The organism is Microcystis panniformis FACHB-1757 (assembly GCF_001264245.1).
Classification (GTDB): Bacteria; Cyanobacteriota; Cyanobacteriia; order Cyanobacteriales; family Microcystaceae; genus Microcystis; species Microcystis panniformis.
Window position 1 is genome coordinate 708,502 of sequence record NZ_CP011339.1, and the last position, 23,484, is coordinate 731,985.

The 23,484-nt window shown below is 42.7% G+C and carries 14 protein-coding genes and 8 pseudogenes; 13 read left to right on the plus strand and 9 right to left on the minus strand.

Annotation, left to right across the window (positions count from 1 at the left end):
• Positions 1 to 68 precede the first annotated feature (68 nt).
• Positions 69 to 3,419 (plus strand): CHAT domain-containing tetratricopeptide repeat protein, encoded by a 3,351-nt coding sequence (locus VL20_RS27095; RefSeq protein WP_128575129.1) that lies wholly within the window; start codon positions 69 to 71, stop codon positions 3,417 to 3,419.
• Positions 3,420 to 3,788: 369 nt separating this feature from the next.
• Here VL20_RS27095 and VL20_RS32195 read toward each other — a convergent pair.
• The 7 genes and pseudogenes from VL20_RS32195 to VL20_RS03460 all read right to left on the minus strand — a co-directional run bounded on the left by VL20_RS32195 (position 3,789) and on the right by VL20_RS03460 (position 8,916).
• A pseudogene (locus tag VL20_RS32195) lies at positions 3,789 to 4,745 on the minus strand (IS110 family transposase).
• A gap of 538 nt (positions 4,746 to 5,283) precedes the next feature.
• Positions 5,284 to 5,574: a helix-turn-helix domain-containing protein gene (locus VL20_RS03440; protein ID WP_002764160.1), complete on the minus strand. Its 291-nt coding sequence runs from the start codon at positions 5,572 to 5,574 to the stop codon at positions 5,284 to 5,286.
• Positions 5,575 to 5,978: 404 nt separating this feature from the next.
• Positions 5,979 to 6,464 (minus strand): annotated as a pseudogene (locus tag VL20_RS03445) (IS630 family transposase); the annotation flags it as partial.
• 195 nt (positions 6,465 to 6,659) lie between these two features.
• A pseudogene (locus tag VL20_RS27105) lies at positions 6,660 to 6,845 on the minus strand (IS630 family transposase); the annotation flags it as partial.
• Between the two features lie 179 nt (positions 6,846 to 7,024).
• Positions 7,025 to 7,512 (minus strand): annotated as a pseudogene (locus VL20_RS03450) (IS630 family transposase); the annotation flags it as partial.
• A 180-nt stretch (positions 7,513 to 7,692) separates the two neighbouring features.
• Positions 7,693 to 7,992 carry a CU044_2847 family protein gene (locus tag VL20_RS03455; RefSeq protein WP_284525993.1) on the minus strand — a complete coding sequence of 100 codons (300 nt, stop codon included), beginning with the start codon at positions 7,990 to 7,992 and terminating at the stop codon, positions 7,693 to 7,695.
• A 204-nt stretch (positions 7,993 to 8,196) separates the two neighbouring features.
• Positions 8,197 to 8,916 carry a hypothetical protein gene (locus VL20_RS03460; protein ID WP_052275620.1) on the minus strand — a complete coding sequence of 240 codons (720 nt, stop codon included), beginning with the start codon at positions 8,914 to 8,916 and terminating at the stop codon, positions 8,197 to 8,199.
• Between the two features lie 645 nt (positions 8,917 to 9,561).
• On the opposite strand from VL20_RS03460, the gene VL20_RS03465 reads away from it, so the two are divergent.
• From VL20_RS03465 to VL20_RS03490, 7 genes and pseudogenes are all read left to right on the plus strand, one after another.
• On the plus strand, positions 9,562 to 10,275 hold the full coding sequence (locus VL20_RS03465) for a 2OG-Fe(II) oxygenase (protein WP_052275621.1): 714 nt from the start codon (positions 9,562 to 9,564) through the stop codon (positions 10,273 to 10,275).
• A gap of 196 nt (positions 10,276 to 10,471) precedes the next feature.
• A complete protein-coding gene (locus tag VL20_RS03470; protein WP_002763548.1) occupies positions 10,472 to 11,170 on the plus strand; it encodes a hypothetical protein in 699 nt (232 codons plus the stop codon).
• A gap of 54 nt (positions 11,171 to 11,224) precedes the next feature.
• Positions 11,225 to 11,374: pseudogene (locus tag VL20_RS33555) on the plus strand (methyltransferase); the annotation flags it as partial.
• 90 nt (positions 11,375 to 11,464) lie between these two features.
• A complete protein-coding gene (locus VL20_RS03475; RefSeq protein WP_249264942.1) occupies positions 11,465 to 11,608 on the plus strand; it encodes a hypothetical protein in 144 nt (47 codons plus the stop codon).
• A 319-nt stretch (positions 11,609 to 11,927) separates the two neighbouring features.
• Positions 11,928 to 12,206 carry a hypothetical protein gene (locus VL20_RS32200; protein ID WP_223213098.1) on the plus strand — a complete coding sequence of 93 codons (279 nt, stop codon included), beginning with the start codon at positions 11,928 to 11,930 and terminating at the stop codon, positions 12,204 to 12,206.
• Between the two features lie 1,203 nt (positions 12,207 to 13,409).
• Positions 13,410 to 14,708: a homoserine dehydrogenase gene (locus VL20_RS03485; protein WP_052278369.1), complete on the plus strand. Its 1,299-nt coding sequence runs from the start codon at positions 13,410 to 13,412 to the stop codon at positions 14,706 to 14,708.
• Positions 14,709 to 14,727: 19 nt separating this feature from the next.
• Positions 14,728 to 15,635 (plus strand): annotated as a pseudogene (locus tag VL20_RS03490) (LysM peptidoglycan-binding domain-containing M23 family metallopeptidase).
• Positions 15,636 to 15,948: 313 nt separating this feature from the next.
• Here the strand turns inward: VL20_RS03490 and VL20_RS33560 are convergent.
• Positions 15,949 to 16,149, minus strand: a pseudogene (locus VL20_RS33560) (IS1634 family transposase); the annotation flags it as partial.
• Positions 16,150 to 16,314: 165 nt separating this feature from the next.
• On the opposite strand from VL20_RS33560, the pseudogene VL20_RS27120 reads away from it, so the two are divergent.
• From VL20_RS27120 to VL20_RS32215, 4 genes and pseudogenes are all read left to right on the plus strand, one after another.
• A pseudogene (locus tag VL20_RS27120) lies at positions 16,315 to 17,032 on the plus strand (IS1 family transposase).
• 95 nt (positions 17,033 to 17,127) lie between these two features.
• On the plus strand, positions 17,128 to 17,430 hold the full coding sequence (locus VL20_RS32205; protein ID WP_284525994.1) for a hypothetical protein: 303 nt from the start codon (positions 17,128 to 17,130) through the stop codon (positions 17,428 to 17,430).
• Positions 17,334 to 17,960 (plus strand): transposase, encoded by a 627-nt coding sequence (locus tag VL20_RS32210; protein WP_284525995.1) that lies wholly within the window; start codon positions 17,334 to 17,336, stop codon positions 17,958 to 17,960. The genes VL20_RS32205 and VL20_RS32210 overlap by 97 nt, the downstream gene beginning before the upstream one ends.
• Positions 17,935 to 18,147 carry a hypothetical protein gene (locus VL20_RS32215; RefSeq protein ID WP_052275239.1) on the plus strand — a complete coding sequence of 71 codons (213 nt, stop codon included), beginning with the start codon at positions 17,935 to 17,937 and terminating at the stop codon, positions 18,145 to 18,147. Before VL20_RS32210 ends, VL20_RS32215 begins: the two co-directional genes overlap by 26 nt.
• 396 nt (positions 18,148 to 18,543) lie before the next feature.
• On the opposite strand, the gene VL20_RS03505 is transcribed toward VL20_RS32215, so the two are convergent.
• Positions 18,544 to 20,754 carry a molybdopterin oxidoreductase family protein gene (locus VL20_RS03505; protein ID WP_052275623.1) on the minus strand — a complete coding sequence of 737 codons (2,211 nt, stop codon included), beginning with the start codon at positions 20,752 to 20,754 and terminating at the stop codon, positions 18,544 to 18,546.
• Positions 20,755 to 20,996: 242 nt separating this feature from the next.
• Here VL20_RS03505 and dnaX point away from each other — a divergent pair, with 242 nt between their 5' ends.
• Positions 20,997 to 23,405, plus strand: coding sequence for a DNA polymerase III subunit gamma/tau (gene dnaX, locus VL20_RS03510; protein WP_052275624.1), 2,409 nt, complete (start codon positions 20,997 to 20,999; stop codon positions 23,403 to 23,405).
• Positions 23,406 to 23,484: the final 79 nt, after the last annotated feature.

The window sequence follows — 23,484 nt, forward strand, 5'->3', positions numbered from 1 at the left end:
CAAAGGAAGATAGTAACATCAATCAATCCATAATTAACCAGATACAACAGTATAACCAAACCCTAGGAATGCTATATCAGCAGGGGCAATATGAGCAAGGGATTATCTTCGCTCAACAAACCTGTGATTTAGCCAAAAGTTACTCACTAACTAATGAGCCTATTTATGCTTATTCTTTGAATCTTTTAGCCATATTATATAAGTCAATGGGACGGTATGAGCAAGCTTTACCTCTCTCTCAACAAGTTCTCGAAATTGTTGGTAAAAGTTTAGGTACTGACCACCCTGAATATGCTAATTGTCTGAATAAATTAGCCGTATTATATCAGTTAATGGGACAGTATGAGCAAGCTTTACCTCTCCATCAACAAGCTCTCAAAATTACTGGTAAAAGTTTAGGTACTGACCACCCTAACTATGCTGAGTCTCTATATAATTTAGCCGTATTATATAGGTCAATGGGACAGTATGAGCAAGCTTTACCTCTCCATCAACAAGCTCTCGAAATTCGTGGTAAAAGTTTAGGTACTGACCACCCTGACTATGCTGGTTCTCTGGATAACTTAGCCATATTATATCAGTTAATGGGACAGTATGAGCAAGCTTTACCTCTCCATCAACAAGCTCTCGAAATTCTAGGTAAAAGTTTAGGTACTGACCACCCTGACTATGCTGGTTCTCTGAATAACTTAGCCGCATTATATAAGTCAATGGGACAGTATGAGCAAGCTTTACCTCTCCATCAACAAGCTCTCGAAATTCTAGGTAAAAGTTTAGGTACTGACCACCCTGACTATGCTGGTTCTCTGAATAACTTAGCCGCATTATATAAGTCAATGGGACAGTATGAGCAAGCTTTACCTCTTCATCAACAAGCTCTCGCAATTCGTGGTAAAAGTTTAGGTACTGACCACCCTGAATATGCTGGTTCTCTGAATAACTTAGCCGCATTATATAAGTCAATGGGACAGTATGAGCAAGCTTTACCTCTTCATCAACAAGCTCTCGAAATTCTTGGCAAAAGTTTAGGTACTGACCACCCCGACTATGCTCATGCTCTGAATAACTTAGCCATATTATATCAGTCAATGGGACAGTATGAAGATGCTTTACCTCTGTTGCAACAAGTCCTAGAGATTCAACATAAAAGTATTGGAAATAACCATCATGAATATGCAGTTTGCCTGCATATTTTAGCTAATTTATATCAGTCAATTAAACAGTATAAAGATGCTTTATTCTTCTATCAAAAAGCTCTAGAGATTGAACGGAAAACTATTGGAACTGACCATCCTCACTATGCTGCTTGTTTAAATGATTTAGCCCTTTTATACAAGTCAATGGGGGAGTATGGGGAAGCTATACCTCTGTTACAACAAGCCTTAAAAATTCGCCATCAAAGTCTTGGGAGTAAACATCCCCACTTTGCATATTTTTTATATAATTTAGCCCTTTTATATACAGCAACCAACCACCCAGAAGAAGCACTAAAATTAATGCAAGAAGCAGCGGAAATTGACTTAAAAACTATCTCGAAAATTTTTAGCATCAGCACCGATAAGCAACGCCTCAACTATCTTGAACAAAACTACTATAAAGTAGAAACATTTCTCTCCCTAGTTTTCCAACACTTTCCTAATAGCCCCGAAGCGGTACAATCTGCCTATAACCTCATCTTAAGACGGAAAGCGATCGCAACCGAAACCGCCATCCTGCAAAAAATCGCCCTTTTATCCCAACAATACGCCCATCTTGCCCCCAAACTCCAACAATGGCAACAAATCAGACAACAACTCGCCAAACGCTGTTTTGATATACCCACCCCCGAACAACTTCCCTACTACCAACAAGAAATTAAATCCCTCGAACAACAAGCAGAAAACCTCGAACGAGAATTAAATATCCCCGAACTTAACCTCGAAAAAGAACTGCAAAACGCTGATTTTCGTACCATCGCTTTAGAATTACCCGAAGGAACTACCCTAATTGAATTTATTAGGTTTAATAACTACAATTTTCAGGCAATTCCCGCCAACGGTGACGCTGCATCCTTTCCCCCTCGCTATCTTGCCTTTATCCTACCTGCCCAAGCCCCAGAACAGCTAACTATGATAGATTTAGGAGAAGCTGAACCCATAGACAAATTAGTGAAAGAGTTTCGGGAATCGGTAGAAAACCCACGAGGATTAAGTGTGGCCGTATTTAAGAAACAAGAGGATATACTGTCAAAAATTGAACTAAGCAAGCTTATATTTGACAAAATCAAGCCTTATCTCACCCAAGAATTAATTATCTGTCCCGATGGCGAATTAAACTGCTTACCCTTTGAAATTTTACCCACCGATAAAGGCAGCTACTTAATGGATGAATATCGCTGCAACTTCTTAAATGTAGGGCGAGATATCCTGCGCTTTAAAGCCAAAATTCCCGCCAAAGTCACCTATCCCCTCGTTATCGCTAACCCTGACTATAACTTAGCCAGTCCCGAAAACACGCCATCAACTGCTGAAAATGAGGAAAAATTCCCCTTTAAACCATCCTTACGCAATTTAGCCACCTCTAGACAAGGACAAATATTCAACTCCCTCCCCGGCACCGAAATCGAAGGCGAAAAAATCGCTAAAATACTCAGAGTCAAACCCGTTACCGCCGCCAAAGCTTTAAAACCTCTTGTCTCCAAAGCCCAAAAAGCCCCTTATATTCTCCATATTGCTACTCATGGCTACTTTCTCGGCGATATAACCCCCGAACTGGACACAATTAACCAAAACTTCATGTTATCGAGTCTTTCCGCCTCAGAAAGATTCCAAGTCGGCACCAGACAAAATCCCCTGTTGCGTTCAGGTTTAGCCTTTGCGGGGGTGAATACGATGTTAAACGGCGGTAAACTACCCGAAAAAGCCGAAGATGGCTTATTAACTTCCCTAGACGTGCAATCTATCAATTTAGCAGGGACAGAGTTAGTAGTAACATCCGCCTGTGAAACCGCCTTAGGAGACCTCTACACAGGAGAAACCCTCATCGGTTTGCGTCGTTCCTTCATCCAAGCAGGAGCAAAAACCGTTATTATCAGCCTTTGGAAAGTGGAGGATGTGGCTACCACTATCTTAATGCAGTATTTCTATTATTATCTCCTGAAAGCAAAACTTAGCAAAGCAGAAGCTTTGAGAAAAGCCAAATCTAGCCTCCAGCGTCTCACCATCGCCAAAATGCGTTCCCAATGGCTAACGGAAGATGCCATCAAATCGGCAGAAAAACACAGTATAGGAACTGCTGCCCATTTGCGTGAATTAAGTCAAAAATCTGATTTAGAACGCCCTTATGAAGCTCCTAAGTATTGGGCCGCTTTTATTTGTTTAGGGAATCCAGCCGGTCTTCCGCTTTTACCACAGGCGAGCAAGGGACAAAATCTGAAATGAGGAAACTACAATTTCAAGATATCCCTTTATTTTTAGATTAGCCGAACCTCCTCCCCTTGCCCCCAACCCCCCAACATCGGGGGGGTTGGGGTAGGGTTGATTCAAGGTAGGGTTGATTCAGTAGGGTTGATTCAAGGTAGGGTTGATTCAAGGTAGGGTTGATTCAAGGTAGGGTTGATTCATGAATCAACCCTACTAGATGAACGTAGCGACTGTCTTGATTGTCAAGGGGTAACTCAAAAAACAATCAAGGAGTTGCTGTCGAACCTAAAATCTCAAGCCAGAAAAAAGCGCAGCAAAAACTAAGTCGCTCAGGTTAAACCAAAGCAAGCGCAACCCTTGATCAGAGATAACAAAAAGTGTGAATCTCTAGGAACAAGGTGGTAAATTGTCAGCAAGCTGCCAAGGCTGATTTTGGCGAACCATTGCATTAAGAATAACTAAGATTTTCCGCACACAAGCAGTCAGAGCCAGTTTTTTTGATTTACCTCGTCCGACTAGGCGTTCGTAAAAGGTTTTAATCACCGGATTATGACGCATAGCTACCACCGCTCCCATGTAAAGAGTCGCCCGAATCTGAGCGCGACCTCCCTGAATCATTCGCTTACCTTTATGTTGACCACTATCAGGATTAATCGGTGCGACACCGACTAAGCGAGAGATTTGTTTGGCGGTTAATTGACCGAGTTCTGGTAAGTCGGAGACGAGAGTAGTAGAAATTACTTGACCAATCCCCGGCACGGTTTTGAGTAAATTAACTTTCTCGAGCCATTGTTGGTTAGCTTGGGTCAATTCCTCAATTTCTTGATTGAGTTTTTCGAGGCAGTTATCGAGATACTCTAAATGGGCTTCGATATCGACCAAAGCTTTACCGCGAGCGCGTTCCCGTCGGTTTTTTTCGGCAGTCCGCATCTCGACAAGTTGCCGGCGACGACTAATTAAGTCGCCCAATTGACGAGATTCTTCCGACTCAACCGCTAATATTTGCGGTTGCATTGCTTCGCCAAAATGAGCTAAGATTTGAGCGTCAATGGCATCGGTTTTGGCTAATTTACCAGTGGCTTTAGCAAAGTCTCTTCCTTGACGGGGATTGATTAAGGCTACAGGTAAATCCGCTTCTTGTAATTGAATCACCAGTTCAGTTTCTCAACCTCCTGTCGCTTCCAGAACGATGAGGTTGAGCGTGTAAGATTTTAGGGTCTCGACCAGTTTAGATATGTCCTCCTTTGTGTTAGCAACTTTCATGGCTTTACCGACGGGACGGAGGTAAACATCTAGGGTGGCTTTACTAATGTCAATGCCTACCCATTGAGAGATATTTTCCATGATTGGACTTACCTAAATTTGCCGAATTGATGGTTATTTTTGAGAGCATCCCCTTGATTTTACTCATCCTTGCCCGATACGGTCTCTTAGCTTAACAATTGATTGTTTTCGCCACGACCCCGGCGACTGTTCGAGTTTTGTCAGGGAGATTATGGTGGTGACCCTTGCTACGAAGCGGTCTTTTCCGACCAAGGTTGGGACGGTCTACCACCTCTCTCAATATACAAGGTTGGGTTGAAGCATGAAACCCAACGCCCGATTATGTTACGCTACCGCTAACCCATCCTACAAATAATTGTGCCTCCCTACTTAATAAGGTGGCTAAGGTGGGGTTGACTTTTAAGGGTTTTTCAATGTTTGAAATCATCGCTTATTTTCCTCTGTTTAATCGCTTTTCTGCTCTAGATAAACTTTTTTCTCAACCTTTAATTTCTCTTTTTCAGTAATTAATTAAGTTTTCATCGGGGGATTTTTTTTGTTCCTCATTGGCAATTTTTTGATGATGGATCAGAATTTGATAACGAATGCTTTCAACAGATTAGCTAACAAGGCTCATTTTGACTTTTTGATTGAGTGCGGTGGCGATTTTTTGCAGCATTATTAGGGGATTGTCTTGATAGTCAGCGTCTTCTAGATCTTCAATAACGGATTTTTCAACATGGATTAGGTCGGCTAGTTGTTGTTGGGTTAATCCAGCTTTTGTACGAGAGTCATAAATCAGTTGTGCGATTTCTGCGTTGATGGATTCTAGGGCGATTTGTTCTTGTATTGTGGGATCGTCTGCGATGATTTGATGAATGATTTTTATGGCATCTGTGGTTTTAGGCATATTTATTTTTAGTTAATTTTTTTTGTTAAAGATGTCCTCGATTTTTTGATAGTTCATTTAGGATCTTTGATTTCTAATCATTTAAAAGTTTGGCTGATGTATTTTGTTACATAAACAAATTTTATATAATGCAATCTTACAATAATTTAGTAAATCCTGCTTGTTCAAAATGACGATCAGAGGTAAGCTGTTCGTAATTTAAATTGCGTTAACAGAAGGCTATTCGTTACTTGGTATGGTTCGATAGGGGAGCATAAATCGACTAAATCCTTATCTGGCAAGAGACTTAATTGATTAGTTCGCTCTAGATCAAAAACAATTGACAAAAATCGCCAAATGTCTTTCTCTATAAGAGTTTCATTCCTTATAATCCTGTACGTTGCATAAGACAAACCGAAGAACCTAACAGAATTACCCTTGTTTTTCAACTTGCGATCCCACTTAATAATTAAACCTCCTTCATTTAAAAGTTGATGTAAAAGAGATTCTAATTCTTCAACTGATTTAAAAAGTCGATGAGCGATAAATTCTTTTGCCGAGTGCCAGACCAATTCAATGATATTTAAATCTGGGCTATAGGCGGGTAAATACTCTAAAATTAAGTTGGGCATATTTTCAGCAATTTTACCAACAACATCTGTTTTTTTGTGAATACTAGCATTATCGAGAATCAGGACAATCTTTGGACCCTTCTCTCGAAAATCCTCCTCTTTATTCCCCGCTTCCACCCATTCTTTAATGATTTCTGTATAAAAAACTTTTACCACTTCATAAAAAGTTTCTGAATTTCCTTTTTTGATGAATTCTACGAATCTTTTTTTATCGGAATATCTCACTCCTCCCATCGCATTTACTCGACCACTTCTTCTTTGTCCGCTAACTTTTTTTCGGCTCTTCGTTACTTGTTATGGTTCGATAGGGGGGCATAAATCGACTAAATCCTTATCTGGCAAGAGACTTAATTGATTAGTTCGCTCTAGATCAAAAATAATTGACAAAAATCGCCAAATGCCTTTCTATATAAGGGTTCCATCCCTTATAACCCCCGTCCATTGCATAACAAAAACCGAAGAACCTTTTTTTCTTTGGCTTTTTTTCCCCCATGTTTTTCTTCTAATGACTCTTAAACTGAATCCACTTTCGTGAGGGGCTGTGTGGCGAACCTGCGTCGCCACCTTGAAAGCCCCGTCCCAAAACCATACCTGTAGCTTATTTGGCTCTTCTTTTGCTATTTTTAAGTATTCGGCTAATTTTTGTTTAAATTCGGCTCTTCGTTACTTGTTATGGTTCGATAGGGGGCATAAATCGACTGAATCCTTATCTGGCAAAAGACTTAATTGATTAGTTCGCTCTAGATAAAAAACAATTGACAAAAATCGCTAAATGCCTTTCTATATAAGGGTTCCATCCCTTATAACCCCCGTCCATTGCATAACACAAACCGAAGAGCCTTAAATTCTTTTCTTTTTTCAGGATATTGTCGATCTTCTAAACTATATTTAGCCCAAATATAAACATACTTCTTTTTTTTTAAATGTTCGTGACTTGAGAACTACTTAATTCTATACCTGTCTGTTCTGTCAGATAAGTGGCTAATCTTTTGGCTGTCCAACGGCCAAACTCATACCCCATTTCTTGAGGCTCTTTGTCAATTGTCTCTAACAATATTTTGATATACTCATCCGTCGCTTTTCGATAATTTCCCTCCATTCTCTTGTCTTTCAAGCTATCTAAATTATTGGCATCTCCAGGAATACACCAATAAGAGACTGTTCGCAGTGAACACCCAATGAGTTTGGAGATTTGGACTTGAGTTTTCCCGTCATTTAACAACAACAATATCAAAACTCTTTCTCTAATGTAAGGATTTTCTTCTTTTTTTAGTGCTTTTTGTAACTTTTCTTTTTGTTCGGAATTCAAGTGATTAGGGGCTGGCATAGCTATTGATATTTGAATAGGTTACTGTTTCTATTATACGCTATTTAGATGCTGAACAGCTTAGAGACATTGCCCTAAGTCTTGACATAACTCTTTAATTCTTTTTTCATTTTCTGATAACATTGAATTATTCCTCCCATCGAGATATATTCTGAATTGTAAATTATAACTATTATAATCTCATTTCTCTTTGTGATCAAGTAGAAGATTTTCTAGTTGTTGACGGCTATAAGCATTAATACTCATTGCATAAGTGAGATGCTCCCGTTCATTGAAACTTTTGACCTTATTAATTATGGCATTTGCCACGGGTTTTATGCCATTTAATACGTCTTCAAAAGACTGAGCAGCTTTAACAGCTATTTCATCTGTTAGACTAATAAGTTCATCTTCTGGTTTCGGTTTGGGTAAGGGTAACTTTTCATCCACCTCGATGTAAATAGTCCCCTCCTCCGAGGTAAATTCCACTAAACGAGTCATAAAAATTCTCCTGTTTATTTTATTGCGGTTGCCTAGACTTAATCAATCACAACTCCATCTTTTTGCTCTCATGCCTAATTATAGCGTTTTTCAGTCTGCTGAGGTACAAAAGTTATGGGTTTTAGGCACTCATGCAAGAGGCAGAAGGCAAAAGGGAAGAAAAATAGGTGTACCTCACTAGCTTAGGAAATGCTATATATCTCTTTACCAAGTGTTCGGTTGAAAGTCAGCATCATTAATAATTGCCACCGTATCCCCAGATGGTTTAATCACAAATAAGCCTTTTTTATAAGCATAGCGATCTACACCTTTGTTAATTTCAATACCAGCGACTGCACCGTAAGCTCGATAGTTTTTGTAATGGGGAAAAGCGATTTTAAAACGAGTCAATTTTTCGATAAATTCATCTACATCATCTTGAGATAATCGAGATTTACATTCCACCACCACAAGATCGGTATCATCCACCCCTAGGATATCAATTTCCATGGCGATACCTTGACGCTTGACTCTAGCGCGGGGATAAACTTCCTTAATATCAATGCCTTTTTCCTGAAAAAGCCGTAAAACCGCCGGTTCTACCAATTCCTCCACAAATCGACCCCAGCGAGTGGTCAAACTATCTACCGCTTTGCTGGTTCGTTCTACGGTGCGTTTCAGTTCTGCCATCGAGCGCTCGGCTTCGGCGGCCCGGCGATCGCTTTCTAATTTCGCTTCGGCAGCTTGGCGCTCAAGTTCGGCAGCCCGGCGATCGCTTTCTAATTTCGCTTCGGCGGCACGGCGCTCGTTTTCTAATTTCGCTTCGGCAAAGATACGTTCCATTTCGGCCCGACGAAGATCGCTTTCCCTTAAACGGCGATCAAACTCCTCGGCCGAAGCGCGGAATAGCTGGTAAATATCCTCAAGGGTTACAGGTTCACTCATGGACTGACATCGAAAATAAAACACCCCTAATTATTTTAGCGATTCGGTCGAGAAAACCGAGGAGAGCGAGAGAGCAAAAACGAGATAAATATTAAGAATTATGTAGAAAACTTGACACAAGTATCGTGCTGTGTTATTGTTCCTTGTCTTGAATGTCAGGTGAAGAGCCTCGGTTTTACCGCAGTTAGAGCTTTCTAAACATTTTAAACCTTTGCTTTCAAGACTCGGTTAACAATTTGTAATATTCCTTACTAATTATTTATTCCTCCTTTTGCATGAGTGCCTGTTGCCTGTTGCCTGTCCTGATAGCGGATTTAGTAAGTACCTAAGCAAAATTAATTACACATTTCGATAAAGCTTTTGCCTCTTGCCTTATTGCCTCTTGCCTGTCTTCACTAGGAAATTTATTTTGCATGACTACTTATTAGTGTTCCTCTAGTATGTCACGGTCAAGTCTGTATTAAGGGAACTCGCATTATTTTCTCTACTGGAATGGAAATGCGAAACCTTTGCATCAGCGTACATCTGCCTTTTTCCGGATACAGGCAAAGCTCTCGATGCAACGCAAACCTGTTATAATCACCAACTAGATGGAATCCGTGACCGCCTGCAAATGTATCCAGGCTTTGGGGTGGGAAAGCTGCAATGACAACTGACTTTATCGAGATCTACGAACACGCTTTACGCCCAGAATTGTGCGAAGAGATCAGGCATCGTTTCGAAGCCAGCCACCGCAAGTCGGATGGACGGATCGGTCATGGAGTCGACAAATCCAAGAAGAACAGCACCGACATCACCATCACAGGCCTCTCCGAGTGGAGCGATTTGCACAGTCAGATACTCGACAGCACACTGCGTCACCTGATGTTGTACATTCGCAAGTATCCATACCTGGTCACGAGTGCGTTCGCATTAAGCTGGCAAGAGCCGGCTACCGGACTGGTCAGGCCGTTAACAACTTCGGATGTTGGAGCGGCATCGGACCTGGAACTCGCCGAGTATTTGTTCAGAGTATTTCGACCCGGAGCGATCAACGTTCAGAAATACTCGAAGAGTGTCGGTGGTTACTACTACTGGCATTCGGAAATCTATCCTCGCGACCCAGCTGCCGAGACGCTCCATCGCGTCCTTTTGTTTATGTTCTATCTGAACGATGTAGAGCGCGGTGGTGAGACGGAGTTCTTGTACCAAGAACGGAAGCTCAAGCCGACCTCTGGGACGATGGTGATCGCTCCCGCCGGTTTTACCCATACCCATCGCGGCAATGTGCCCGAGTCGCACGACAAATACATTCTGAGCAGCTGGATCTTGTTCAACCGCGCCGAGCAGCTCTATGCGCGCAAACCCAATCCGGCGTGAGACGACACCAGCGACACAAAGACAGGCATTGCCAACCTCGCCATTTTACTGGCAACCCGAACGTTGCCTGGCTCACGATAGACGGAGTCAACGGGCCACCGTCTGGTGATGGTAGCTCTCTACTCGCGCTTAGAAATTAATTGAATGGAAACTATCAGTAATCAGTGATCAATTAACCTTTAATCATGAGTCAGTTATGATGATGAAATTATTAAGCTCTGTAGTCATTTTGGCAAGTTTACTGAATGTTACACCTAGGATGGTAAATCATCCACCCCGACAAGTTGCTCAAGCGTCTAGCGTTTCTTCGATTCAAGGTTATTGTTTTTCAGTCGCTAATGATGATCTAGATTCTACGGCGAGGATTTATATTCAGGGAAATCAAGTCACGGGTCGGGTAGAAGCTACGATTCATAATGAACAAGAATCTTATTATAGTTCCTATACTCAAACCTTACAAGGAAGGAAAAATGGGAATCAGTTAAACTTAAATATCAAGACAAAAATTGAGTTAGATACTCAAACAACTCAAGAAAAATGGACGTTAACTTCAGATTCTTTGAATACGGGACGAGTCGTTTATCAAAAACAACCTTGTTTAGTATCTCAAATTCGGTTGGCACCAGGAACTAATACCACTGCAGTTAATCAATCGGTTGTTCGAGGTAGTCGAAATATTTATTTATTAAGAGCGAATCAAGGACAGAGAATGGATCTGAAAATTACAGCATTAGAAAATAATGCCGTATTCGATGTGATTGCACCGAATGGGCAAACTTTGAAAACAGAAGCTACCCAATCTAGTTTAAAATTACCGGCTACTGGAAATTATGAAATAATTGTAGGGGGAACTCGTGGCAATGCCACCTATAAATTAAATGTTAAAATTCAATAAATAGAAGGAAACATGGAACAGCCTTGAGGTTGGGGGAGTCTTGACTCTTGCCTCATCTCAACCAGCAATTTAAATGCGCGGGCAGCTTATCCTATATGGTACTGTTTAATTTTATTCCCACAAAAGTTGATTATGTCCTTACCTGAACTCCCTCTTCATCTTCAATTAACCCAAATGATTTCGGGTTACTGGCTATCTCAAGCTAAGCTAAAACGCACTTAAACCACCTAAAATAAAAATGGCTCTTCGGTTTGTGTTATGCAATGGACGGGGTTTATAAGGGATGTCACCCTTATGTATAAAGACATTTGGCGATTTTTGTTAATTGTTTTCGATCTAGAACTAACTAATCAATTAAGTCTCTTGCCAGATAAGGATTTAGTCGATTTATGCCCCCCCTATCGAACCATACCAAGTAACGAAGAACCCATTTCTTAAGATAGACAACAGAATTTATCTCCGACTACTTAACGGCATTATTCAGGGGGGATATTCATACAATACTGAAAAACAATCGAACGTTGCTTTTTTTCCTCTCTATCCTATTTTATTCAAATAGATTGCATCTTTAACTTCTTTAATTTTGCCTATTTATGGTCTTATTTTTTCTAATTTATGTCTAATATTTGCCTTAATTTTTGTTTATAAAAATAGCAACATTTATCTGAATAAGAGAGGCTGTAAAAAGGTTTTAATTCTTATGTTAATTTTTCCTAACTCCTTTTTTTATAGCTGTTTTTATAGAGAAAGTTTATATTTGCTAACCACCTCTGCTTGTTTTTATTTCTTTCTGAATAAGAAATACTTTTGGTCTGGATTTTTGGGATTTTTTGCCAGTTTAACTAGAGTCACAGGAGTAATAATTTTTCTGGCTTTTGCTATCGAATTACTCTGGAAATATTTAAAGAAAAAAGAACTGCCCAAGAGAGAAAGTCTTTTCCTATTATTAATACCCTGTGGGTTAATTGCTTATATGGTATTTTTAGCGTGGAAATTCAACGAACCTTTGGCATTTGTTAAAATTCAGGATATGTGAGGTAGAAATGAGAGAGTATTTTCTTTAATTACTCTAATAAACTACTGGAAGAATATCAATTGTATGTTTCCCAAAGATGCCAATAATGCAGTTAGATTATTATAGCGGTTCTCACACCTGTGTGGCACACTTAAACCTTTGCTAATTAAGCTTTTCAACATCGATAATGTACCTCTTGCGAACAGGAAACGCTATAAATACTTTTTTTAGCTTCTCTTTTTGGCTCTTCGGTTTGTGTTATGCAATGGACGGGGGTTATAAGGGATGGAACCCTTATATAGAAAGAGATTTAGCGATTTTTGTCAATTGTTTTTTATCTAGAGCGAACTAATCAATTAAGTCTCTTGCCAGATAAGGATTTAGTCGATTTATGCCCCCCTATCGAACCATAACAAGTAACGAAGAGCCCTCTTTTTTAGGTATTTTGCTATTCTCTATCGTTAAAAAGCCTCTCAATATTTCCCTGTTAATTTTTGCCTTCCTGAGCATTTTTTTACCTTTAAGTACAGGAACAACACAATCAATGATGAGGTATATGATGACAATATTTCCAATATTTATTATTCTTGGATATTGGAGCCGAAAAAATTGTTATTTTTATGGATTTCTGTTATTCTTGTTTACCTATTTTTTATCCATTCTATTTCTTTGGTATGGTAATTGGGGCTGGATAGCTTAGTTGATCGTGCAGTTGAGTCAAATTACCCTAACTAATAATGCTAACATAGCTCTTTGCTCAGAGAGAGTCGATTGATTTGTTCAAAAATATCAACTAGATAGGGAATTATTGTAATCATAAATTAGAGGGCTCTTCTGGTTTCTGTGTGTAAACGAGGTCTATACTGATAGTTTCTTCTTTCAAAATAGTCCTAAAAGTCTTGCCCAGTAAGCATTTAACCTTACATAAGCAAAAATTATCACACAAAGTCGAGAAGAGCCATTAGAGTTATGAGCAAAAATGTTACTGACATTGCCGAATATCTATATCGGTCAATAAAATCAATAACAATTATAGGATAAGCGTTTAAACTTGATCGAGATTTCCTTGATTTAAATACAAAAATACTGAATATTTATCATCATCAGGCCCTGAACGCCAGCAAAAGAAAACCCCACAGACAAAGACCCTGTAATGATAAAATCGACAATGGCGACGGCTTGGCCATTAGTATTTTTTGCGTCGGACTAGCAGGAGATAAAAGCGTGACCTTTAAGATTGGTTTACTCGGTTTCGGGGTTGTGGGGACGGGAACAGCGAAAATCCTCCTCGATCCTTTTGGTCGTCATCCCGTACTCAAAGAGATTACCATTGGACGAGTGGGAGTTAGATCCCTAGATAAACCGAGAGAAATTGAGCTTTCTCCCCAGCTGTTGACCACTGACCTAGAATCGATCGTTACTGACCCCGAAATTGATATTATTGTCGAATTATTGGGGGGTTTGGAACCGGCACGCTCTTTAATTCTCCAAGCAATCGCATCGGGGAAGCACGTTGTTACGGCAAATAAGGCGGTTATTGCCCGTTTTGGCGATGAAATCTACGCCAAGGCCAGTGAAAAAGGGGTTTATGTCCTCCTAGAAGCGGCCGTGGGTGGTGGCATTCCCGTCATTAAACCCTTAAAACAATCCCTCGGCGCTAATCGCATCAGCAGCATCATGGGAATTGTCAACGGCACAACTAACTATATTCTCACGGAAATGAGCCAAAAAGGGGCAGATTTTAGCGAAGTGCTGGCCAAAGCTCAGGAATTAGGCTATGCAGAAGCGGATCCGACTGCGGACGTGGATGGATTCGACGCGGCCGATAAAATTGCCATTTTAGCTTCTTTGGGTTTTGGAGGTCGGGTAAAACGGGAAGATGTTTACTGTGAAGGTATCCGGCAAGTTAGCGCCGTCGATATCGCCTACGCTGATAGACTGGGATTTGTGATTAAATTATTAGCGATCGCGAAAGATACGGTTAAGGAAGATTCCGATACCCTAGAGTTGCGGGTTCATCCGACCCTAGTACCGAAAACCCATCCCCTCGCTAATGCTAACGGAGTCTATAACGCTATTCTGGTCGAGGGGGAACCCTTGGGACAAGTGATGTTTTACGGACCGGGTGCCGGTAGCGGACCGACGGCCAGCGCGGTAGTATCGGATGTGATGAATATCGTCGGAATTTTAAAAAGTAGTGGCAAAACCAAGGAACTTGACCCGCTTTTAAGCTGTATTCACCAGCATTATTGTCAAATCGCGCCGATGGAGTCGTTATCGACCCGTTTTTATGCTCGTTTTCTCTGTCGCGATGTGCCGGGGGTAATCGGTCATTTAGGTATGGCTTTCGGCGACCATGGGGTTAGTCTAGAATCCGTGGTACAAATTGGTATTAGGGGTGATTTAGCCGAAATTGTCGTTGTCACCCACGATGTACGCGAGGGCAATTTCCGCAACGCTTTAGCAGCCATAGAGTCTTTAGAAGCTATTGACAGCATTCCTAGTATTCTCCGGGTTTTGTAATTATAGAGATCGCTTTTTTATGGTCATGGGTCGGAGAATCAGAAGTGAGAAAAGTTGGCTAAGTTTAACTAGCACAATTTTGTTATTTTGTCTAGGTTTTTTGGGCTTAAATCAAAAATTAATTTTTGCCCAAGGGTCTGATAATGTTTGTCCCCTACCGATTTTATCAAGGTTACAACGCCATAAAATCCAAGCGGGAGAAACGATCGCCTCCATCGCCGAAAAATACGCTCTTATCCCGGCAACGATAATTAAACTCAATCCGACTATTCTCAAAAATGGTTCGGCCCCGTGGGGAAAGAAATCTTTATTCCCCCGATGAACGGCATTCGCATCGAAGCGCCCAAGGGTTCCACTTGGCGCGATTTAGAAGCGGCCTATGGTATTCGTGCTGATATACTCTTTGAGCTTAACGGTTGTGGTCGCCGGCCGACAATAGTTTTTATCCCCGGCACCAATTGGTCCGCCACGGGCAAGCGCTCGGATTATACTGGATTAAGTTCTTATCCCTTACCCTTAGCCAGCACTGTCGGATTAGCCTACGGTTGGCAAAAAAGCCCCACGGAACAGAAAAATCTCTTTCATAGTGGTATTGATCTTCTCGCAAATGTTGGTACAAATGTTTTAGCTGCCGAGGATGGTCTAGTGATTTATGTGGGTCAGGAGGGAGCTTATGGTAATTTGGTAGTAATTAATCATTTAGGTCGCCGGCAGACCCGTTATGCCCATTTAAGCAGGGTAACAGTGAGAATTGACCAACGGGTACGAGCAGGAGACGTTATCGGTGCGGTTGGCACCACGGGACAACCGGATATTATTCCCCCCCATCTTCATTTTGAGGTGCGCTTAGATACTCCCGTCGGTTGGACAGCGCAGGATCCCGCTTTGCATTTGCCCCAAATCGGCCCGCAATCAAGTCAAAAGTAAACGGTTAAGTGGGATTATTGATTTATTTAGGGCTTGCTGAATAATGGTAAAACCCTTTTAAAATAAGGCTTTTGACCTGTTAAAGTCCGATGTTCATGCTGCGAAAATAGGATTGGGACTTTCAAAAACCTTGCATTATCCTTCTTGTAGTACATAGCTTGGTACAAAAAACAAGGGCAACAAAGCCTGAAACGACCGGCTACTGACGACCGGCTCCTGACTCCTACCCCCAGGAAAAACTTTTTCAGCAGACCCTATTTAACTTTGACAAAGGGAAACTTATTTTGTCACCCCTGGAAGTCAATCCATCTGGTCAAGATAAGAGATAATATTCCTGGCAAGGTTTGGGAAAAAATCTCAAAATGTTGCGCCTCTCATCCGTTAAGTTGCTAATCTTTTGATTGTCTTGAATAGGTCGGAGATGAATCCCTTGAAAGTTCTGAAATATCCAGCGTAATGTTGGTCGGTCAGTTAACTTACCCAACTGATTTTTCCGTCCCGTCTCCTGCTGGGTAATGATTCGGTAGTAGTGGCGTAGCCCTCTTGCTTACCTGGTATGAATTGTGTAAAATATTTATTAATAAAAATAATTGGAACCCAATCAGTCTTTAAACCTCTAGCTTGCTCATGACTTTTCTGATAAATATCTTTTTCTGGCTCCTGTCTGGCTTACTCAAATATCAGTCTAGCACCGAACAAAGTACCCCCTTCACCTCCGTTCCCCTGTCCTAATTGTGGTTCTCACCATAGGATCAAGAATGGTTCTATTCCTAAGAGAAAACCCAAACGTCAATGTAAAGAATGTGGTCGTCAGTTGGTGATCAATCCCACTAATAAAACCGTCTCTGACGAAACCAAACAATTAATTGATAAACTCTTGCTCGAACGAATTTCCTGACGAGGAATTGCTAGAGTAACAGGGGTAAGTTGGTCATGTTTACAAAATTATGTCAACAATAAACTGGCGGCTGTCCCCCGTCAAATAAAGGTTTTGGACAAACCAAAAGGTAAATTGGTTATAGAATGTGATGAAATGTGGTCTTTGGTTTTTTCTAAGACGATAAAGGTCTATATTTGGCGGTTAATTGATAGAAATACAAGAGAAATTATTGGTGGCTATGCGCGGAGATAGGAGTCGTCAATCAGCCAAAAAACTTTGGGCTAGTTTACCAGGCGTTTACCGACAATGTGCAGTTGCTTACACAGACTTTTGGGAGTCATATAAGACAGTAATTCCCAGTAAACGTCATCGACCGGTCGGAAAAGAAACTGGTCAAACCAATCCTATTGAAAGATTAAATAATACCTTTCGACAAAGGATTTCTCGGCTGGTGAGAGAGAGTCTATCTTTCTCTAAAAAAATGGAGAATCACGTTGGGGAACCCTTTGGTATCTGACTGACGGACACAAGTGGGTCAAAACCTGACAAGACAAGGGTTGCCAAAAAGAAAAATATCTGGGTAGATAGGGAAAAAGCAAGAATCCCTACAAGATGAAAACCGAGAACAGAATCTTCTCCCAAGTTTATTCCTATCTAGAACAAGGAAGCCGATTTGTGGATAAAAGACATTTAACCGTCCTCAGTTGGATGGTGACAGCCCTACTCAGTAGTCAAAGTCTCAATCAAGCCAGATGGGAACCCTTTGTACAAAGCAGAGCCGAACAAGCCAATAGTTATCAGAGACGGTGGAATCGCTTTTGCCAGAATGGAAGAGTAGCGGTGGAAAAGATATACATCCCCTTAATATTGAAAGCCATCGAGACTTGGAAGGAGAAGGGGAAAGACTGTATCTAGCAATAGATACCACTCTGTTGTGGAATCAATACTGCTTTGTCTATCTAGCGGTGGTCTGCGGGGGGAGAGCCGTCCCCTTGATGTGGATGGGATTAGAACATGGTAGTGCCAGCCTAGCTTTTGAGAAATACGAACCCTTGTTGGACAGAGCCAAAGGCTATCTTCAGGGCTTTGAGAATGTCATGCTGTTAGCCGACCGAGGCTTTGCCAATCAGCAATTAATTCAATGGCTCAGGAAAAATACTTGGCATTGGTGTCTTCGCTTACCTTGCGATACCCTCATTTACGGTGTTCGCCGTCGGGGTTTTGGCTATGAGGTCAGAGAACTCTATCCTCCCAAACGGCAAGCCTGCTTTGATCGCAACGTTCAAGTCTGGCAGGAGGCTAGAATCACTGCTCATCTTGCTTTAGCCTCTGTTCCAGGGGTTAAGGATAATTGGGCAATTCTGAGCGATGAACCTCCTACCCTTGACACCTTCTGGCAGTATGGTCTTCGTTTTCCCATTGAACATCTCTTTCAAGGGCAGTAAATCGGGCGTTTTTGACTGGGAACATTCTCGTGTTCGCTCTGCTGCTTGTTTAGAACGTCTCTATCTCATTGTTGCCATTTCTATTCTCTTTGCTACTTTAACTGGCATGGCGGTTCAACAATCTGGCTCTCGCCGTCAGGTTGATGCTCATTTTCGGCGTGGTTTGAGTTATTTGAAAATTGGTTGACGTTGGCTGGCGGGAGTTGTTCATAAGGCGCGTCCCTTCTTGCGACTTGACCACTTATTTTCTGTTGACCCTTTTCCCTGTTGGCTCTTCTCGCAAAGCTCGTCAGGATTATTATGGCAAAATTACCTTTTCTTTTATTCAGGAGTTTGAGGCTTTCACATAACAGTACTTGTCTTTGTATTGAAAAATGTGTCCGTCAGTCAGCTTTGGTATTTTATCCATGACTACAATGCACAGCAAAGCAAAGGATTAAGCCGCCATCACTACTACCGAATCACCACCGATTCAACTTCATCGCTGGAGTTCTTTCCCTCCCACCCCCGTTGATGCTTTTTACTACTCCCCTTCCTCTTAGTTGTAAAATACCTACACCTGTCAGCTAAAAGGGGCGGGGTTTTAAACCCAAATTTTCGATAATTCGGCATTAACTAAAGACTTCAACGGGATTAATTTGACAGCACAAGCTTTTAATTCTGGTTGCAGGGAAATCGGACAAGCGGCCGGATGGGTGAGACTATTGGCCTCAGAATTTTCTGCCCATAGGGCCCCCCAGTGCATCGGCACAAAGACACAATTAGGAGCAATTGCTTTGGTAATTAAAGCGGGAAAACGGGCAGAACCGCGACGAGAACGCACCTCCACCCATTCCCCAGCTTCTATGCCCAATTTTGCCGCATCTTGGGGATGAATTTCCAGAAAAGGTGCGGGGTGCATTTTGACAATTTTCTCGATGCGGCCGGTGCGGGTTTGGGTGTGCCAGTGACCGTACAAACGCCCCACGGTCAACACTAGGGGATAATCATCGTCCGGGGGTTCCGCTAGACCTTTACTGTGGTAGGCTGCGAAAACAGCACGTCCATCGGCAGTATTAAATTTACCATCGGTATAAAGGCGTTTTGCGGCTGTTTTTTGGCTTTTATCGTCATCTTTAACTAAATTACCTAGTAATTCCCCGGAATTAGCGGTTTTAGGGGCGGAAATTTCATCGATGGAATCGGGCCACGGTCGGGGAGTCTCGGCCAGGCGATCATAATTAATCCCTGTCATATCACAAGGACGTTTATATGTCAAGCCGGCAAACTCGGAATATACCTCGGCCGAATCCTGAAAATTAAATTGTGCCTCAAAACCCAAACGGCGACCGACTTCGGCAAAAATTTGCCAGTCGGCCCGAGCTTGTCCCACGGGAGGGCGAAAAGCCTTATTTAACGTCACCATGCGCTCAGAATTGGTCATTGTTCCCGTTTTTTCGCCCCATTGGGCCGCTGGCAGTAATAAATGGGCATAGGCGCTGGTTTCCGTGGGATAGTAGGCATCCTGATGGATAGTAAAAGGTGATTTTAACAGGGCCGCCTTGGTACGTTCTAGATCAGGCATACTAACGGCCGGATTAGTGGCGGCAATCCAGAGAAGTTTGACATCTCCCGTCTCCAAACCAGTAATCATACTCCAAGCATCGCGACCGGGGACGGGAGAAATCCGACCGGCGGGTAAACCCCAAGCTTGTTCCACTTCGGCCCGGTGTTGGGGATTTTTGACGGAACGATAACCGGGGAGAAGATGGCAGAGGCCGCCGGCTTCCCGTCCCCCCATGGCGTTGGGTTGTCCGGTTAGGGAAAAAGGACCGGCCCCCGGCCTACCGATATTAGCCGTCATTAGGTGTAAATTGATTAAAGTGCGGGCTTTGGCCGTGCCTTCCCTAGATTGATTGATACCCATCGACCAGAGGGAAAGCACTCTTTTCGATTCGGCCCAGTAGCGGGCAGCCTTTTCTAAATCCTCGATGGGGATGCCGCATTTAGGGGCGACTATTTCGGGGGGATAATGGCCGATAATTTCGGCGTATTTGCCGAAATCCCGGGTACATTTATCGATAAAATAGGTATCGATCGCACCCCAATTCATTAACAGGTGAGCAATACCGTTAAATAGGTCAATATCGGTCCCCGGGTTAATGGCTAGGTGGAGATTAGCGGCCTCGGCGGTTTTTGTCCTGCGGGGATCAACGACGATTAATTTCGCTTCTTTGTTACCTTTGAGATACTTGTGCAGACGGTTAAAGATGATGGGGTGACATTCGGCCGTATTTGTCCCCACCAAAAAGGCACAATCGGTTAATTCTAGGTCATCGTAACAGCAGGGGGGACCGTCGGACCCGAAACTGTCCAGATAAGCGGCCACGGCCGAAGACATACAGAGACGGGAATTAGCATCAAAGTTATTGACTCCCAGACAGCCCTTGACCAGTTTTTGGGCGATGTAGTAATCTTCGGTGTGAAATTGTCCCGAACCGTATAGACAGATACTTTCCTTTTCCCCCTGAGCGATTAGAGTTTGGATACGGTTAACGATGCGATCGAGGGCTTCTTCCCAGGTACAAGGACGGAATTGCTCTTGGAGAGAATCGCGAATCATCGGGGTTTTGAGGCGATTTTTATCGATTGATTCCGCTACGGTAGCCCCTTTAACACAGACCATACCTTGACTGGAGGGGTGGGACTTGTCCCCGAAGACTTTCCATGCTTGTCCGGCCGACGCGGGGGGGGTGACTGTCAAACCACAACCTACTCCACAGTAAGGACATTGGGTTTTTGTAGATTCAGTCATAAGCAGTTGGTCTGATTGGTGGCGCTGTCTTTAGGCATACTAAGATAGTCGTCAGGTTTTCTCGGCCAAATTGTAGTTATTAATACAATTTATTAGAAGCCTTGGCCAAATTGCCATTTTTATGATGCAAATCGCGCATTACAACTGGCTAGATAAAAAGCATACACTTGTTCTCGTGTTGAAAAAGAATCGGCATAGGATAATAGTAGTCTCTAGGGTGCGGAAAAAGTTTTCAGCCAGTCATGACCTACGAACCTCTACATCATAAGTATCGTCCCCAAACCTTTGCCGATTTGGTGGGACAATCAGCGATCGCCACGACCCTGAGTAATGCCTTAATCAGTGAGCGAATCGCTCCTGCATACCTATTTACTGGACCCAGAGGCACGGGGAAAACCTCCTCGGCGCGAATTTTAGCCAAATCCCTCAACTGTCTGTCTAGTGACCATCCGACACCGATTCCCTGCGGTAAATGTTCCGTCTGTCAAGCGATCGCCAATGGTTCAGCCCTAGACGTGATCGAAATTGATGCCGCTAGTAATACGGGTGTGGATAACATTCGGGAAATTATCGAGCGATCGCAATTTGCCCCCGTCCAATGTCGTTATAAAGTCTATGTCATCGATGAATGCCTGACTGGGGATAGCCTTGTTTTCACCGAAACGGGATTAATCCCCATTAATCATCCTGAGATTCTCGGAAAACGAGTTCTCAGTTACAACGAGAGCAGCGGAGAGTGGGAATATAAAAAAGTCCTGCGATGGCTAAACCGAGGCGTAAAAGCAACTTTAACCATTCAAACCAGAAATCGGACGATTAATTGCACTGGTAATCATTTGATTAAGACAGAAAAAGCATGGATACAAGCAAAAAATCTCAAAATCGGCGATCAGATCCTATCCCCTGTGAATGTGGCTGCGGTGCAATACAGGCCTAGTATCATAAAATCCCCTCAATGGCTTACAAATTTCGAGGAAGTGATAGGGATTCAAGAAGGTGACACAGAAAGCGTCTATGACCTAGAAGTGGAGGACAATCATAATTTTGTTGCCAATGGGTTATTAGTTCATAACTGCCATATGCTCAGTACGGCGGCCTTTAATGCCTTGCTGAAAACTCTGGAAGAACCGCCGGATCGAGTGATTTTTGTGCTTGCTACCACGGATCCTCAGCGTGTCTTGCCTACCATCATCTCCCGTTGTCAACGCTTTGATTATCGCCGTATTGCTCTCGATGCGATGGTGGCACACCTGCAAAAAATCGCCCAAATAGAAGCGATCGATATTAACCTAGAAGCATTAACCCTGGTGGCTCAGATCGCTAACGGTGGTTTACGCGATGCCGAAAGTCTCCTCGATCAATTAAGTTTACTCGCAGGAACGATTACGGCCGAGCGAGTCTGGGATTTGGTCGGTGCAGTCCCCGAAAGAGACCTCTTAACCCTGCTTAAAGTCATTCATGGCAATATTCCCGATCAAGTTATCGAACAATGTCGCCATCTGATGAATCGCGGGAAGGAACCTTTAATCGTCTTGCAAAATCTAGCCGGATTCTATTTAAACCTACTTTTAGCCAAAACCGCCCCTAATCGTCCAGAAATGGTGGCTGTCACCGCTCCCACTTGGCAGGAATTATGTACGGAAGCGCGTACTTGGTCTTTAGAGGAAATTCTCCGCGGTCAACAACTGCTTAAAGACAGCGAAACACAACTAAAAAACACCACTCAACCCCGTCTCTGGTTAGAAGTCACTCTATTAGGACTGTTACCGCAAGCACAGGTGATTCCGCTAGTTGCCACGGTAGCGCCTTCCCGTCCCCAAACCAGCGCCGAGAGGCCCCCGGAAGTGATCACAGCGCCGGCACCGGTTAATGAACCGATAAAACCGCCAGTTATCACCCCGACAACTAGCGTCGCAGTGCCGAAAACTGAGGTTAAAACTGTTGCCAGTGATGACAATCATGAACAAATTTGGCAGCGGGTTTTAGAAGTAATGGAACCCCCCACTACTCGCACTCTCTTGCGTCAGCACGGTAGTCTTTTTAGCATGGAAGAATCGAGTGCTTATTTAAGCATATCTTCGGAACAATTATTAAAAATGGCCCGGCTACGCTTGACTAATATTGAGTCAGCTTTCGAGGCTGTTTTTCAGCGCCGGATTAAAGTCCATTTACAGGTAGGTTCCGCCACTGCTGCCATGGCTGCGGAAGTTTCCCAATCCCCGGCGGCCAAGAGGCAAGCACCACTGGAAACCGCACCAACTCCACCAATAACTCCCGAAAATAAAGTTATGACTGTGGTGGATATTCCCCCAGTCAAAGAAGCAATTATCGAGAAAAAAGAAGCAAAGATCACTGCATCGGGAACCCCAAAAACTCTTAGCACAGAACTGCCCCAAAAAATCTTAAATTTTGATTCATCTTTAGAGACATTAGATCAAGATGTAGATGTTAGTGAAATTTTGGCAGCCGCTCAAAAGTTAGCGAAATCTTTTGATGGTGAAGTGGTCAATATGGGTTATTCAGTGCCAGAAAATTCGGACGCAGAAACTAAAGTTAATAAGTCTCTGGAAAATATGACTATCGTGCGCGGGAGACCTGATGTTAACGAAATTTTAGAGAGTTTGGAGGAGGACGAAGACCTGCCTTTTTAAAGCTATCCCAACGGCTTGTGCTAAACTAATAGGATATGCCACGTCTCAGGATTGGCTATTCTTGCTCAAATTCTAGCTA